Origin of the sequence: Streptomyces sp. NPDC049597, assembly GCF_040675505.1 — a bacterium.
Taxonomy (GTDB): Bacteria; Actinomycetota; Actinomycetes; order Streptomycetales; family Streptomycetaceae; genus Streptomyces.
This window is the reverse complement of record NZ_JBFAOY010000021.1, coordinates 105,762-119,614: the sequence shown is the minus strand read 5'-3', so window position 1 is coordinate 119,614 and position 13,853 is coordinate 105,762. Positions and strand designations below refer to the sequence as shown.

The following is a 13,853-nucleotide window of genomic DNA, read 5'->3' as shown; positions in this document are numbered from 1 at the left end:
AACATACGTCGACAGGATACGGCTCATCCCTGCCGTTCCCGCACGATCTTCAGGACGTGTGTCATGGAGCGATTCGCATCTGAGGCCGACGGCGGCACCGACCGCATGGTTGCTGCCGGCGACCGGGAGCAAGCGGCTCTCGAGGCGCAATTGCGGCGGCTCTCGCGTCGCAACGTTGTGCGGATCACGAGCGACGGGCCGGTGTTCGCCCACCCCGCCCGCTCCCGCGTGCCGAACCGTGACACCTTCGCTCCCGTCCTCGGCATCCGTGACAGGCTGCTCGTCGCCGCACTGACCATCGCCTGGGGCCTGTGCTTCGTCTGGTTCTGGATGTGGTGGCTGCAACCGGAGCACCGCATCGGCTGGGCCGGGCTGATCGTCAACAGCGTGCTCCTGCTGTACCTCACCTCCCTCCCGTGCTACTTCCTCATCGCGGTCGGCCGCCTGCGCCGGGTCGCGCCCTCGTTGGAGATTCCGCGCACCCCGGTGGCGTTCGTGGTGACCCACGCTCCGTCGGAGGAGTGGACCACAGCACGCCGCACGCTGCGGGCCATGCTCAGGCAGAAGTTCCCTCACCCCTATGACGTCTGGCTCTGCGACGAGGACCCGACGCCGGAGACCCTCGACTGGTGCCGTGACAACGGTGTGCGCGTCTCCTGCCGACGCGGAGTCGCCGCGTACCACCGGGCGGCCTGGCCACGTCGCACCAAGTGCAAGGAAGGCAACCTCGCCTACTTCTACGACCACTGGGGCTATCGGCAGTACGCCGTGGTGGCCCAGCTCGACTGCGACCATGTGCCGAGCCCGACGTATCTCGCGGAAATGGTCCGCCCGTTCGCCGATCCCGCGATCGGCTATGTGGCCGCACCGAGTGTGTGCGACTCCAATGCCGCGGGTTCCTGGGCGGCGCGCGGAAGGATGCACCGAGAGGCGCCGTACCACGGCCCCTGCCAACTCGGACATGCCAACAGGCTTGCTCCGATGTGCATCGGCTCGCACTATGCCGTACGGACGCGGGCCCTGCGCGACATAGGGGGCATCGGCCCGGAGCTGGCGGAGGACTTCTCCACCACGTTCCTGCTCCACTCGGCCGGATGGCACGGAGCCTTCGCCATCGACGCCGAGGCGCACGGCGAGGGACCGCTCACGTTCGCGGACATGGTCACCCAGGAGTTCCAGTGGTCACGCAGCCTCACCACCATGCTTCTGGGTCTGCTCCCGCGGCATCTCGGACGGCTCCCGGCCCTGCTGCGACTGCGCTTCGCGTACGCGCTCTGGTTCTACCCCCTGCTCGCGCTGACGATCGGCGGCGGCCTCCTGCTCTCGCCGATCGCGGTGGCCGCCGGGCTGCCGTGGATCAATGTCAGCCTCATCGACTTCCTGTTCCACTTCTGGCCGTTGAGCGCCTGCCTGCTCACGACACTGCTGCTGATGCGGCGGCGCGGGCTTCTGCGCCCGTCCGCGGCCCCCGTTCTGAGCTGGGAGGGCTGGCTGTTCGCCCTCGCGCGCTGGCCCTTCGTCGCCTGGGGAGTGCTCACGGCGATACTGCAGAAGGTGCGGCCACGGCCGGTCGTCTTCAAAGTCACCCCCAAGGTCCGCAACGGATGCGAGCCGCTGCTCACCCGGGTGGTCGCTCCGTTCGCCCTGATCGCCGTGATGCTGTCGGCCGTTGCCATCTTCGGTGAGATGACCGGTCCTCAGGCGGGCTACGTCTTCCTGTGTCTCCTCGGTGCGTCCGCCCACGCCACGGTCGCGGTCGCGGTGCCGTTGCTGCACGTGCTGGAGACGTCCCGAGCGGCGGGCACGCCCCTCCGCTCGGCCCTGGCGACCGCTCGGCTGCCGATCGTGACCGGTGTCGCGGTCCTGCTTCCGCTCGCCTTCGCCGTACGGGTCTACCCGCCGTATCTGAGAGCGGTCCTCGGCTGGTGAGGCGCTGAGACATCCACACGACGTCGGCCCCGCGCCCCTTCGAAGGAGAGAGAGCCATGACGAACCCCTCAACGATCATGGTGACCGGTGCCACCGGTTTCATCGGCAGCCACACCTGCGTCGACCTGCTCGACCACGGCTACGAGGTCGTCGTCGTCGACGATTTCTCCAACAGTTCGCCACAGGTCGTCTCGCGGATCCAGCGCCTGGCGGGCCGCTTCCTGGATGCCGTCTACGAAGTCGACGTGCGCGACCGGCACGCTCTGTCGGCGGTGTTCGACCGCCACCACGTGGACGCGGTGGTGCACTTCGCCGCGAAGAAGGCCGTCGGGGAATCCGTACGTCTGCCCGTCGAGTACTACGACGTCAATGTGGGTGGGACCACAGCGCTGCTGGCGACCATGCATGAGCACGGGGTGCACCGACTGGTGTTCTCCTCGTCCTGCTCCATATACGGGGAGGCCGACACGAGCCCGCTGACCGAGCAGGACCCGGCCCGGCCCAGCAACCCCTATGCGGCCTCCAAATGGACCTGCGAACAAATGCTCGCCGATGTGTGCCGTCGCCGCCCGGACTACACCGTGCTGTCCCTGCGCTACTTCAACCCCGTGGGAGCGCACCCCAGCGGAATGCTGGGAGAAGCCCCTCCCGGGGAGCCGGACAACCTGATGCCGTACCTGGCCCAGGTCGCCGCCGGCCGGCGCGAGCGGCTCAGGGTGTTCGGCAACGACTACGCCACCGCGGACGGCACGGGCATCCGCGACTACATCCATGTCATGGATGTGGCGGAGGCCCACCGCACCGCCCTGGAGCACCTCGGCGACAGCACGGGCCTGCGGGTGTTCAACCTGGGCGTCGGCTCCGGCACGTCGGTCCTGGAACTCCTGGCCGCGTTCGGCGAGGAGTCCGGGAAGACCATCCCGTACGAGGTCGTGGACCGGCGCCCGGGCGACGTCACGGAACTGGTCGCGGATCCCAGCGCGGTGACCCGGGAATGGGGCTGGCGCGCGACCCGGGATCTCGCCGCGATGTGCCGCGACGCCTGGCGCTTCCAGCAGCTCAACCCGGCCGGCTACGCGGTGGGCTGAAGCCCACGGGTACCGGCACCGACCGGGCGGCTCCTCCGCTTTCGCCGGCCCGGCAGCACGACTCAGCAAGGAGATCGACATGCGGATGACAGTCATCGGAACCGGATATGTGGGCGTTGTGCACGCGGCCTGCATGGCAGACATCGGGCACGAGGTCCTCGGCCTCGACATCGACGCCGAGCGGATCGCCGCGCTGTCCGATGCCAGGCCGCCGATCTACGAGCCCGGACTGCGGGACCTGCTCGCCAGGACCGTGGCATCGGGCCGACTGCGTTTCACCACTGACCTCGTCGAGGCCGCGGCTTTCGCCGATACGCACTTCGTCTGCGTGGGCACGCCGCAGCGGCGCGATTCCTGCGCGGCCGACCTGCGGTACGTCGACGCGGTCGTGGACGGCCTGGCGCCGCGCGTCCGCCCCGGGAGTCTGATCGTGGGCAAGTCCACGGTCCCGGTCGGCACGACGGCCCGGCTCGCCCGGCGTCTGCGCCGGATCGCGCCCGAGGTCGAGATGGCGTGGAATCCGGAGTTCCTGCGCGAGGGGTTCGCCGTCCAGGACACCATGAGGCCGGAACGGCTCGTGGTGGGCGTCGCGTCGCAGCGCGCCGACGCGGTGCTCCGGGAGATCTACGCTCCCATGATCCACGCCGGCGTCCCGTTCTTCAGCACCGATCCCGCCACCGCCGAACTGGTGAAGGTGGCGGCCAATTCCTTCCTGGCCACGAAGATCTCGTTCATCAACGCCATGGCCGAGGTGTGCGATGCGGCGGGCGCCGATGTGGTGACGCTCGCCGAGGCCGTCGGCGAGGACTCGCGGATCGGGCACCGCTTCCTCCAGCCGGGTCTCGGATTCGGGGGCAGCTGCTTCCCGAAGGACATCCGTGCCTTTGCGGCGCGCGCTGAGGAGCTCGGGGTCGGCGAGGCCGTGGCCTTCCTCCACCAGGTCGACGAGATCAACACCCGGCAGCGCCGGCGCACGGTCGCGCTCGCCCGCCGGCTCATCGGCGGATCGTTCGCCGGCCGCAATGTCGCGGTCCTGGGGGCGGCCTTCAAACCGGACAGTGACGATGTGCGTGACTCGCCGGCTCTCGCGGTCGCGGCCGCGATCAGGGGCGAGGGCGCGCGGGTGCGCGTCCATGACCCGGAGGCGCTCGACAACGCCCGGGCAGCCTTCCCCGAACTGCAATTCGCGCTCGACGTGTCCAAGGCGTGCGAGCAGGCGGACCTCGTGCTTCACCTGACCGCCTGGCCCGAGTACGGCGACCTCGACCCGCACGAACTCGCGAGGGTGGTGAGCCGCCCGGCGATGCTCGACGCGCGCGACACCCTGGACGCGGCGGTGTGGCGCTCGGCCGGCTGGACGCTGCACGCGCTCGGCCGCCCGCAGCCCGCAACGGCCTCGAGGAGGAACTCATGCGTGTCGTCGTGACCGGTGGTGCGGGATTCGTCGGGTCGCATCTGTGCGATGCCTTGCTGACCAGAGGTGACTCGGTCTGCTGCCTGGACGACTTCTCCACGGGAAAGCCGGAGAACCTCGCACACCTGCTGGGCAACGCACGGTTCGAGTTCATACGTGCCGATGTCACCCGGCGAATGAACGTGTCCGGCCCGGTGGACGTCGTGGCCCACCTCGCCAGCCCGGCGTCTCCGCCCGACTACCACCGCCTGCCGCTCCAGACGCTCGCCGTGGGCAGCCGCGGCACGGAGAACGCCCTGGAACTGGCCGACCGGCACGGAGCCCGTTTCGTCCTGGCCTCGACGAGCGAGGTGTACGGGGACCCGGAGGTCCACCCCCAGGAGGAGGCGTACTGGGGCCATGTCAATCCCATCGGGCCACGCAGCGTGTACGACGAGGCCAAGCGCTTCGCGGAGGCGCTCGCCGCGGCATACCGGCGCAGCCTCGGCACCGACGTCGGAATCGTCCGGATCTTCAACACCTACGGCCCCCGCATGCGCCCTCATGACGGTCGTGTGGTGTCCAGCTTCATCCGCCAGGCTCTGGACGGTGAGCCGCTCACGATCTACGGGGACGGTCAGCAGACGCGGAGCTTCACCTATGTCGACGACCTGGTCCGCGGCCTGGTGGCAGTGATCGATTCGACTGACTACGGGCCGTTCAACCTCGGCAACCCGGACGAGCGCACCGTGCTGGAACTGGCGGAGCTCGTGCTGAGAGCGACCGGATCGCGTTCGCCGATGCGCTTCCTTCCGCTGCCCGAAGACGATCCCGCACGCCGGCGTCCCGTGATCGCGCGCGCCCGGATGCGGCTGGGCTGGTGCCCGGAGATCGTGGTGGAGGAAGGCGTGCGCCGCACCGTCGACTGGTTCAGGTCGCGAGCGGCGCGGAACCTGCCCACGAGCCCGGTCAGGGCTCTGGAGGAATCCGTGGAGTGCTGATGGCTGAACGGGTGAAGGGCCTGTGGCAGGCAGCCCTTGCCGTTGCGGTGGGACTCGCTCTGGCGAGCGGCTGCGCGGACGTTCCTCACTACACCCCTCAGCACGACTTCTATGTCGCCCCCGACGGCGACGACAAGAACGACGGCCGGTCGCCCGGCACGGCATGGCGAACCCTCGGCCGGGCCGACCGCGAAGCATTCAAACCGGACGACCGGCTGCTGCTCCAAGGGGGAGCCAGCTTCCGAGGGCGGCTGAGCCTGGGCGCCGACCAGGCGGGCAAGCCGGGCAAGCCGTTGATCATCGGCTCCTACGGAAACGGGCGCGCCACGATCAGGGCTGTCGGCGCCTCGGGCATCACGGTCCACAACACCGCAGGCGTGGAGATCCGCGACCTGAGGATCGTCGGCAACGCCGACAGCTTGGCGCGAGGGAGCGGAATCAGTTTCTACGCGGACCACCCGGGCGGCCGGAAGTCGAAACACATCCGTGTGTCACGGGTCGACGTATCCGGCTTCAGGTACGGCGTGGTGGTGGGCGGGGGGAGTGGTGCGGCGGGTTTCACGGACGTGCGGGTCAGTGACTCCCGGCTGCATGACAACAAGGACGCGGGCCTGTTGACGTACGGTCCGCGATTTGACGCCGAGTCACCGGACTTCGCCCATCACGACGTCACGCTGTCCCGTGTCGAGGCGGATCACAACGCCGGCGATCCCGGCGCGCATGACCGCCACACGGGCAACGGCATCATCCTGGGCAGCGTGCGCGACGGGAAGGTCGAGCGGTCCACCGCTCACGACAACGGGTCGGCCTCCGCCACGGACGCGCCTGAGGGACCGGTGGGGATCTGGGCCTACGACTCGACCCGGCTGGTGTTCCAGCACAACGCGTCCTACCGGAACCACACGGGCTCGCACGTGGACGGCAGCGGCTTCGGGCTGGACCAGAACACCTCGCTCTCGACGATTCAGTACAACCTCTCGTTCGGCAATGACGGTGCCGGTTACCACGCGTACACCCGGTTCGAGAACGGTGCGCATCACGGCAACACCATCCGCTTCAACATCAGCAGCAACGACGGGCGCAAGCTCGCCCGCAACGGCGGCCTCACGGTGCACGGCGCGCGGATCGAGGACCTCCAGGTCCACAACAACACGGTCGTGCTCACGCGTGCCGCGCAGGGGGACGGGACGGTCGTCCGGGTGTCGGGCGGACCGCACGGCGTGGCGCTGCGCAACAACCTGTTCGTCAGTTCCCGGGCCCCGTTCATCGACGCCGCGAAGTCGTACACACCGGCCGAGATCGTCCTGCAGGGCAACGACTACTACAACGCCGCCGGGCCGTGGACCGTGCGATGGGGGAACCGGACTTTCACCGACCTGGCGGACTGGCGCTCGGCCGTCGGCCAGGAGCGGCACGGTTGGACACCGACCGGCGTGCGGGCCGCCCCTTGCCTGGCGGGCGGCAGGGATCCGGTCATCACGCGCACCGACGGCACCGCCGCCATGGTGCCCGAGTGCGCGAGTCCCGCAGGACAGGGCCTGGACCTGCGGTCGTTGTTCGGAGTGGACCCGGGGCCGGTGGACTACTTCGGCCGGAGCATCACCGGGGCGCTTCCGATCGGTGCCGTACTCCCGCAGCCGACGCGCTGACCGGGCGAGCACCGTCTTGTCCGCCCGAGCACTTTGCGGGATGTGTGCGTCGAGTGCGTTTCCTCCGCCACTGACCTTCTGTCGATCGCGACGAGCGTTGCCGCTCGTCGCGCTCGCATGAGTGTCTGCACGCTGTCCGTCATCGCGCCGCGACGTCCGTCGTCGCTGTTGTCCTGGCCGTCCAGCGGATCGCGCTGGTGCTGGTCGGCGGTGTCGCCTCCGGCCGGTTCGAACGTCGCACGGTGATGCCGGCCGGTGAGCCGGTCCACGGTGTGACCGGCAGTGCTCTCCGTCCTCGTCTGTCCTCGCGCTGAGGGGCGCACTTCGGCTGTGGCACGTGATCTGCGGTCGCACGCGTGAGGAGTGCCCGCACCGCTCTGCGGCGGTGGCCGACGCGCCCGAAGGGCCCGACGCGCCCCGCCTCGGCGGCCCGGAGGCTGTGATCAGCCGTTGGACGGTTCTCCGGAGCCTCCATGGGCCCGCCGATCAGGCGCGGCTCCAGCCTCGTGGATGATGTGACATCCGCCATGCCGCGTTCGGCTCCAACGATGTCTGTTAGCAGGAGACCCGCTGGGGAATACTCGTGCAATTTTCTCAAAACGGGCATTTCTCGCCTTCGTGAACGCGGCGTGCGGTCGCTCGTCGCATTCCCCGCCCCGCATGCGCCAGCCGTGTGCTCGCAGTGCGCACGTTCCTTCCCGAAACCGCCTGGGCCCGGTAAGCACGCCTGTGCGTCCGCAGGCAAGGCCCCATTTCTCTACGAAACCTCCTAGTAGCGATCTCTTGTTGCCCCGTATGTGCGGCCTTCCTCAGAATGACGAGGCCGCGGGGCGACCCGGGCGGCTCAGGCGCGGCCCGGCGCCCAAAGCCTGGTGGTAAGTCGATGAGGAAGGGCACGAATGAAGCGAAAGATGGCGACGGTATTGGCCATGGCGGCGGCTACCCTTTCGCTCATGGTCGTGCCGTCCGAAGGGGCCGTCACCTCTTCCCGCCTGGGTGTCTATGTCGGCCCTGGAAAAACCGATGCCGTCAACAACTTCCAGACCTGGCTCAGCCGGCCGCAGGTCCACGCGACCGACTATGCGGACCCGTCTGAGAACACCAAGTGGAATCAGTACGCGTTCGCGTACTGGGGCGACTGGAAGAGGGCCGAAGAGCATCGGCAGTTCGTTCTCGGTCTGCACATGCTGCCCAAGGGCGGCACCTTCGCGGACGCGCTCGCCGGCAAGTACGACAGCCAGTTCCGGGAGCTCGCCGACCTGATGGTCAAGAACGGCTTGGGTGACTCGGTCGTGCGCCTCGGGTACGAGGGCAACAACAAGATCATCGGACCCTGGCAGGGCACTGACGACCCGGCAGCTTATCGGGCGACGTTCCGACGCGTGGTCACTCTCATGCGTGCTCGTCCCGGAGCGGCTTTCCAGTTCGACTACAACATGGCCGTCGGCCCCTCGGGCAAGGTCACGTCCTTCGAGACGCTGTACCCCGGCGATTCCTACGTCGACATCGTCGGACTGAACATCTACGACGTGTGGTGGCACCACCCGGGCGCCACGCCGGCTCAGCGGTGGAACCACACGCTCACCACCACCATGGGCGTGAACGAGTTCAAGGCGTTCGCCGCCGCTCACCACAAGCCCATTTCTTACCCGGAATGGGGCCTGTACAAGAAGGGCAACGACTACGCGGGAGGCGGCGACTCGCCCTACTTCATCGACCGGATGGCCGAGCTGGTCAAGGACTCGAAGTATCAGGCGTACTTCAACCTGGACTGGGGCGGCGGGACGATGGACGACTTCCCGAACGGCAAGGCGCAGTACAAGCTCCGCTTCGGAGGCTAGCCTCGAAGCGTCCAGGAGGGCCCGTCAGTTCACGACGGGCTCTTCGGCGTCCGGCGCGGCGGGGGCCTTCGAGGTCCAGCGGCCCAGTTGTCGCGTCGGGCGGGCGCCGGGGTTCCACGGCTCGCGCGGCCGCCGCATCGAGCCGTCCGCCACGGCACCGAGAACGGTCACCGCGGTCCCGCCGCGCTCAGCGCGCTGGCGCGGGTCAGCCGTGGCAGAGAGAGGAAGACCGTCGAGGCGGCGAGCAGGGCCGCCCCGAACGGCACCCAGTAGCCCGCCGAGGCCCCCGCCGCGTCGACCACCCACCCGGACGCGGCGTAGCCCAGCGCGACCCCGACGGACAGACCCGAGACGATCCAGGTGATGCTCTCGGTGAGCTGGGCGGCCGGGGCCAGGCACCCCACCAGCTCCATCGTGATGGTCATGGTCGGCGCGATGGACATGCCCGCCACGAAGAGCATTCCCGCCAGCATCGCGAGACTCGTCGCGAACAACAGGGGTGCCATCGTCACCGCCATCACGCAGACGCTGACCAGCAGCCGCCGCGTGATCGCCCCCCGCGGGCTGATCGCGCCGAACACCGCGCCCGCAAGGCCCGAGCCGAGCGCGAACACGCCGAGGAGCAGCCCGGAGAGGGCCTCGTGGCCGTGAGCGTCGGAGAACGCCACCGTCACGACCTCCACAGAACCGTAGGACGCGCCCACCAAGGTCAGCGCCAGCACCAGCAGGAAGAGCCCCGGGATGCGCAGCGCCCAGCTCCCGGCGCGTTGCGGCTCGGGGCGCACCGGCGGTTCCGTACGTCGCTGGGCGGCGAACAGCAGGACGCCGACGGCGAGCAGGACCCCGGCCGCCATCGGTCCGGCCTCGGCGAAGCCTCTGGTCGACAGAGTGATCGCCAGGATCGGGCCGACGACGTAGATCACCTCGTCGAGCACCGACTCCATCGAGTAAGCGGTGTGCAGCAGCCGCGGTGACTCCCGGTGGATCTCCGCCCAGCGGGCCCTGACGAGCGCGCCCATGCTGGGCATGCAGCCCGCTACCGCCGCCGCGACGTACAGCGTCCAGACCGGGGCGGCGTACCGGGCACACAGCAGCAGCGCGGCGACGGCGGCGACCGTCACGGCCGTCGCGGGGAGGACGACCCGGCGCTGGCCGTGCCGGTCGACCAGCCGGGAGATCTGCGGCCCGATCACCGCGGTGGCAAGCGCTTGCGTGGCGGAGACCGAGCCGGCGAGCGCGTAATCACCGCCGAGCTGCGACAGCATCGTGACGATGCCGATGCCGATCATCGACAACGGAAGGCGCGAAATGAAACCTGCGGCGGAGAAAAGCAGACTGCCTGCAGGAGAAAAGATCCGGCGGTAATCGTAGAGCATGGGGACTCCACGCTCCGTCAGGAGCCGAGCGTCACTGGGTGGTCCGGTCCGCATTCCGCGCCCTCCATTTTGACGCATGGGGCGGTGTGCCGCTACCCGGAGCGGTGTCGCTTTGTGCGCGTGCGGGAGATGGCGAGCCGAGTAGTCTGGATGGAGGACACGTCGATGTCTCGGCGAGAAGGAGCCCGTATACCAGCAACCGCGTATGCCGGCGATCGTGTTCACAGGCGGCTGGGGACGAGTGCCGACTCGGCCCTGGAGGAATTCCCTTTCGTCAGCCCGGTCCCACGGGCTTCTCCGCCGTCGCCCGGTGCCGTTCGCCCAGCTCGGTCCGCCTGACGAGTAGCCCTCCACAGGAGGTGAATTGGGTGAACGCGCGACTGCGAAGCCGGTCCGCGATGGCCGCGGTCAGTGCGTGTATCGTCGCGCTGACTGCCATTTACTACACATTTCCTGAGCATCGGCTGCTCTTCGTCGCCATTTCGATGACCGGCGTCGTCGGTATCGTCCTGGGCGTCGTTCTCAACCGCCCGGAGCATCGACTCCCCTGGCTGCTCCTGGCTTCGGGAAACCTGGCCTTCGCCTCGGGCCAGGTCACCCAGATCGTCCTCATCCAGTCGCAGCAGGAAGTCCCGTTCCCGTCGATCAACGACGGTTTCTACCTCGCGGCGTATCCGCTCTATGCGGCCGGGATGCTGGGCTTCGTCCGTTGGCGCACGGCCCATCGCGACCGCGCGAGCCTCGTCGACGCGCTGATGCTGACAGTCGGTCTGGCCCTGCTGTCGTGGCTCTTCCTCATCGAGCCGTACTCCCGAGTCGAGGGTCTCAGCTGGGTGCAGAAGGCGTTCTCCATCGCCTATCCGCTCGGCGACGTCCTCGTTCTGGCGATGCTGCTGCGCCTGCTGGTCGGCCGTGGCGGCAAGAGCCTCTCGCTCATGCTGCTCACCGTGGGCACCGTCGGCCTGCTCACCGCCGACGTCGCCTACGGCCTGATACAACTGAACGGCGTCTGGCGCACGGGCTCCGCGGTCGAGCTCGGCTGGGCCGTCCTGTACGGCGCCTGGGCCGCCGCCGCGCTCGATCCGTCCATGCGGTCGCTGACCCGGCCGGTGGAACGGCGCCCCGATACCGGCACGGGCCAGCTGAGCCTGCTCATCCTGGCGTCGCTGATCGCCCCGGCCCTGCTCCTGACGCAGGCGGTACGCGGCGAGAGCAACAATGTCGGCGTCATCGGGGTGTTCTCCGCAGTGCTCTTCGGGCTGGTGCTCTACCGCCTGGCGGGCGTGGTGGCGACCCACCGGCAGGCAGTCGGCCGGGAGAAGGTGCTGCGCATGGCGGTGTCGTCGCTGGGCGGAGCGGGCGATGTGCGGGATGTGGCCGCCGCCGCCCACACCGCCGTGACGGACCTGCTGCAGCACGGCTCGCCCCGTTCCGCGCTGCTCACCCTGTCGGACAACATGCTCTGGTTGAACGGGGGACACGACGGCGTGCGCGGGCCCCTGTCCGCGCGCGTGACCGCGGCGGTACGGGAACTGACCGCGTCCGGCGAGAACCGCCTGGTGGCCCTCGACGGTCTGGGACCCTACCTCGCCGCCGACCTCGCGGGCGACGGGGAGTCGACCCGCCACGGTCATGCGCTCGTCTGCCCGCTCAGCTCGCAGGACCACCCCACAGGCGATTCGCTGATCGGGGTGCTCGTCATGGCCGGCGACGAGGAGGACCTGCTCGTGCTGCGGGAAACGCTGGCGACTCTCGCCGCGCAGACGGCACTTGCCGTGGCGCGGGTCGCCCTCGCCGAAGAGGTCAATCGGCGCAACAGCGAGGCGTACTTCCGCACGCTGGTGCAGAACGCCTCCGACGTCATCTTCATCCTCGACGACGACGACCGGGTCCGTTACGCCAGCCCCTCCGCCGACCAGATGCTCGGCATTCCGGACCTGGAGGGCACCTACCTCCTCGATCTGGTGCCGCTGCAGGAGAGCCGCGCGGTGGTCGAGACGCTCGGCAGGATGCGCAGCGGGGAGAAGCAGACCATGCGCGAGCACTGGCGCATGGCCCGCGCCGACCGGGTGTTCATCGAGGTCGAGGTGAGGTGGAGCGATTTGCGCGAGGAGGTGACCGTCGGCGGGGTGGTGCTCACCCTGCGGGACGTGACCGAACAGCGCAAGCTCGAACGGGAACTCACCCACCAGGCGTTCCACGACTCGCTCACGGGCCTGGCCAACCGTCTGCTCTTCCAGGACCGGGTCGGCCACGCCCTGATCCAGGCTCAGCGCGACGGCACGGTGGTCGGCGTGCTCTTCGTCGACGTGGACGACTTCAAGGTCGTCAACGACATACACGGCCACAACGTGGGCGACGAACTCCTGGTCGCGCTCTCCCTCCGGCTCCAGACCGCCGTCCGTGCCTCCGACACCGCCGCGCGCATCGGCGGTGACGAGTTCGCGATCCTGGTGGAGGGCTCCGTCACGACGGCAGGCGTGGAGCGGTTCACCGAGCATGTGATGGCCGTCTTCGCCGAGCCGTTCCGCCTCAGTGTGGGCCCGGTGAGTATGTATGCCAGCGTCGGCGTCGCGACGACGGAGGACAGCATCGACTCCGTCGAACTGCTGACGCACGCCGATCTCGCGCTGTACGCGGCGAAGACGGCGGGCAAGCGACGGTGGCGCCGCTACCACCCGGATCTGCAGAGCGGCATGGCGGAGCGTGCAAGGATGCAGGAGGGCTTGGACAGTTCACCGATCGAGACCGCGTTCATGGTGCTCTACCAGCCCATCGTGGAGCTGACCAGCGGTCAGATAGCCGGCTTCGAGGCCCTCGTCCGCTGGCCCCACTCCGCACGCGGCATGGTGCTGCCGGAGGACTTCATCACGCTGGCGGAGGAGAGCGGGCAGATCGTGCCGCTCGGCGCCTGGGTGCTCGACCGGGCCGCGGAGGAGGCTGTCCGGTGGGAGGGCTTCGTGCGGCACAACGGGATGACCGACCGCGGCGCACCGTACGTCAGCGTGAATGTGTCGCCGCGTCAGTTCCGCGACGAGGCGTTCTATCAGGTGATCCGGCGCGCCCTGGATCTCTCCGGAATCGACCCGTCGTCTCTGGTACTGGAACTGACGGAAAGTGTGCTGATGTCCAACGACGAGCGTATTCTGGCCGAGATGGGTTCCCTCACCGACCTCGGGGTCCGCTTCGCGATTGACGATTTCGGCACGGGCTACTCGTCACTGAGCTATCTGCGCGAGTTCCCGATCTCGATTCTGAAGATCGACAAATCGTTCATCGACGAACTCGGGCGCTCGCCCGAACAGTTCGCGCTGGTCGAGGGCATCACGCATCTCGCGGACACCCTCGGCCTCACGGTGATCGCCGAAGGAGTGGAGAACGTGCGGCAGCAGGAGTTGCTGATCTCCATGGGCTGCCGTTTCGGCCAGGGGTATCTCTTCGCCGAGCCGGTCAGCGCCGAGGAGGCGGAGCATCTCGTCCTCGCGCCGCCCCTCGGACGCCTGGCCGGATCGCCTGGTGCGCCTGCGGAAGGGAAGCGGTGATGACGGCCGCCCTCTCCCGCGGGAAGCGCAGGCC

Annotated in this window: 9 protein-coding genes; 7 read left to right on the top strand and 2 right to left on the bottom strand. The window is 68.8% G+C overall.

What is annotated here, in order from left to right; all coding sequences use genetic code 11:
• Positions 1-105 precede the first annotated feature (105 nt).
• From AB0K02_RS23280 to AB0K02_RS23255, 6 genes are all read left to right on the top strand, one after another.
• Positions 106-1,929 (top strand): glycosyltransferase family 2 protein, encoded by a 1,824-nt coding sequence (locus AB0K02_RS23280; RefSeq protein WP_365994441.1) that lies wholly within the window; start codon positions 106-108, stop codon positions 1,927-1,929.
• Positions 1,930-1,985: 56 nt separating this feature from the next.
• Complete coding sequence (galE, locus tag AB0K02_RS23275) at positions 1,986-3,017, top strand: UDP-glucose 4-epimerase GalE (RefSeq protein ID WP_365994424.1); 1,032 nt, start codon at positions 1,986-1,988, stop codon at positions 3,015-3,017.
• Between the two features lie 79 nt (positions 3,018-3,096).
• Entirely contained in the window at positions 3,097-4,443 is a 1,347-nt protein-coding gene (locus AB0K02_RS23270) for a UDP-glucose/GDP-mannose dehydrogenase family protein (RefSeq protein WP_365994423.1), read from the top strand.
• A complete protein-coding gene (locus AB0K02_RS23265; RefSeq protein WP_365994422.1) occupies positions 4,428-5,411 on the top strand; it encodes a UDP-glucuronic acid decarboxylase family protein in 984 nt (327 codons plus the stop codon). The genes AB0K02_RS23270 and AB0K02_RS23265 overlap by 16 nt, the downstream gene beginning before the upstream one ends.
• Positions 5,411-7,060: a right-handed parallel beta-helix repeat-containing protein gene (locus AB0K02_RS23260; protein ID WP_365994421.1), complete on the top strand. Its 1,650-nt coding sequence runs from the start codon at positions 5,411-5,413 to the stop codon at positions 7,058-7,060. Before AB0K02_RS23265 ends, AB0K02_RS23260 begins: the two co-directional genes overlap by 1 nt.
• Before the next feature lie 953 nt (positions 7,061-8,013).
• Positions 8,014-8,901: a glycosyl hydrolase gene (locus AB0K02_RS23255; protein ID WP_365994420.1), complete on the top strand. Its 888-nt coding sequence runs from the start codon at positions 8,014-8,016 to the stop codon at positions 8,899-8,901.
• A gap of 24 nt (positions 8,902-8,925) precedes the next feature.
• Here the strand turns inward: AB0K02_RS23255 and AB0K02_RS23250 are convergent, their stop codons facing one another.
• Together AB0K02_RS23250 and AB0K02_RS23245 are read right to left on the bottom strand one after the other, a co-directional pair.
• Entirely contained in the window at positions 8,926-9,072 is a 147-nt protein-coding gene (locus AB0K02_RS23250; protein ID WP_365994419.1) for a hypothetical protein, read from the bottom strand.
• Entirely contained in the window at positions 9,069-10,277 is a 1,209-nt protein-coding gene (locus tag AB0K02_RS23245; RefSeq protein ID WP_365994418.1) for an MFS transporter, read from the bottom strand. The genes AB0K02_RS23250 and AB0K02_RS23245 overlap by 4 nt, the downstream gene beginning before the upstream one ends.
• Positions 10,278-10,645: 368 nt before the next feature.
• Here AB0K02_RS23245 and AB0K02_RS23240 point away from each other — a divergent pair, with 368 nt between their 5' ends.
• Entirely contained in the window at positions 10,646-13,819 is a 3,174-nt protein-coding gene (locus AB0K02_RS23240; protein WP_365994417.1) for an EAL domain-containing protein, read from the top strand.
• The last annotated feature ends 34 nt before the right edge of the window (positions 13,820-13,853 follow it).

Excerpts from the sequence above, each read along its gene's own strand:
- AB0K02_RS23280 (WP_365994441.1), top strand. The coding sequence starts at position 106 with ATGGTTGCTGCCGGCGACCGGGAGCAAGCGGCTCTCGAGGCGCAATTG.
- galE (WP_365994424.1), top strand. The coding sequence starts at position 1,986 with ATGACGAACCCCTCAACGATCATGGTGACCGGTGCCACCGGTTTCATC.
- AB0K02_RS23270 (WP_365994423.1), top strand. The coding sequence starts at position 3,097 with ATGCGGATGACAGTCATCGGAACCGGATATGTGGGCGTTGTGCACGCG.
- AB0K02_RS23265 (WP_365994422.1), top strand. The coding sequence starts at position 4,428 with ATGCGTGTCGTCGTGACCGGTGGTGCGGGATTCGTCGGGTCGCATCTG.
- AB0K02_RS23260 (WP_365994421.1), top strand. The coding sequence starts at position 5,411 with ATGGCTGAACGGGTGAAGGGCCTGTGGCAGGCAGCCCTTGCCGTTGCG.
- AB0K02_RS23255 (WP_365994420.1), top strand. The coding sequence starts at position 8,014 with ATGGTCGTGCCGTCCGAAGGGGCCGTCACCTCTTCCCGCCTGGGTGTC.
- AB0K02_RS23245 (WP_365994418.1), bottom strand. The coding sequence starts at position 10,277 with ATGCTCTACGATTACCGCCGGATCTTTTCTCCTGCAGGCAGTCTGCTT.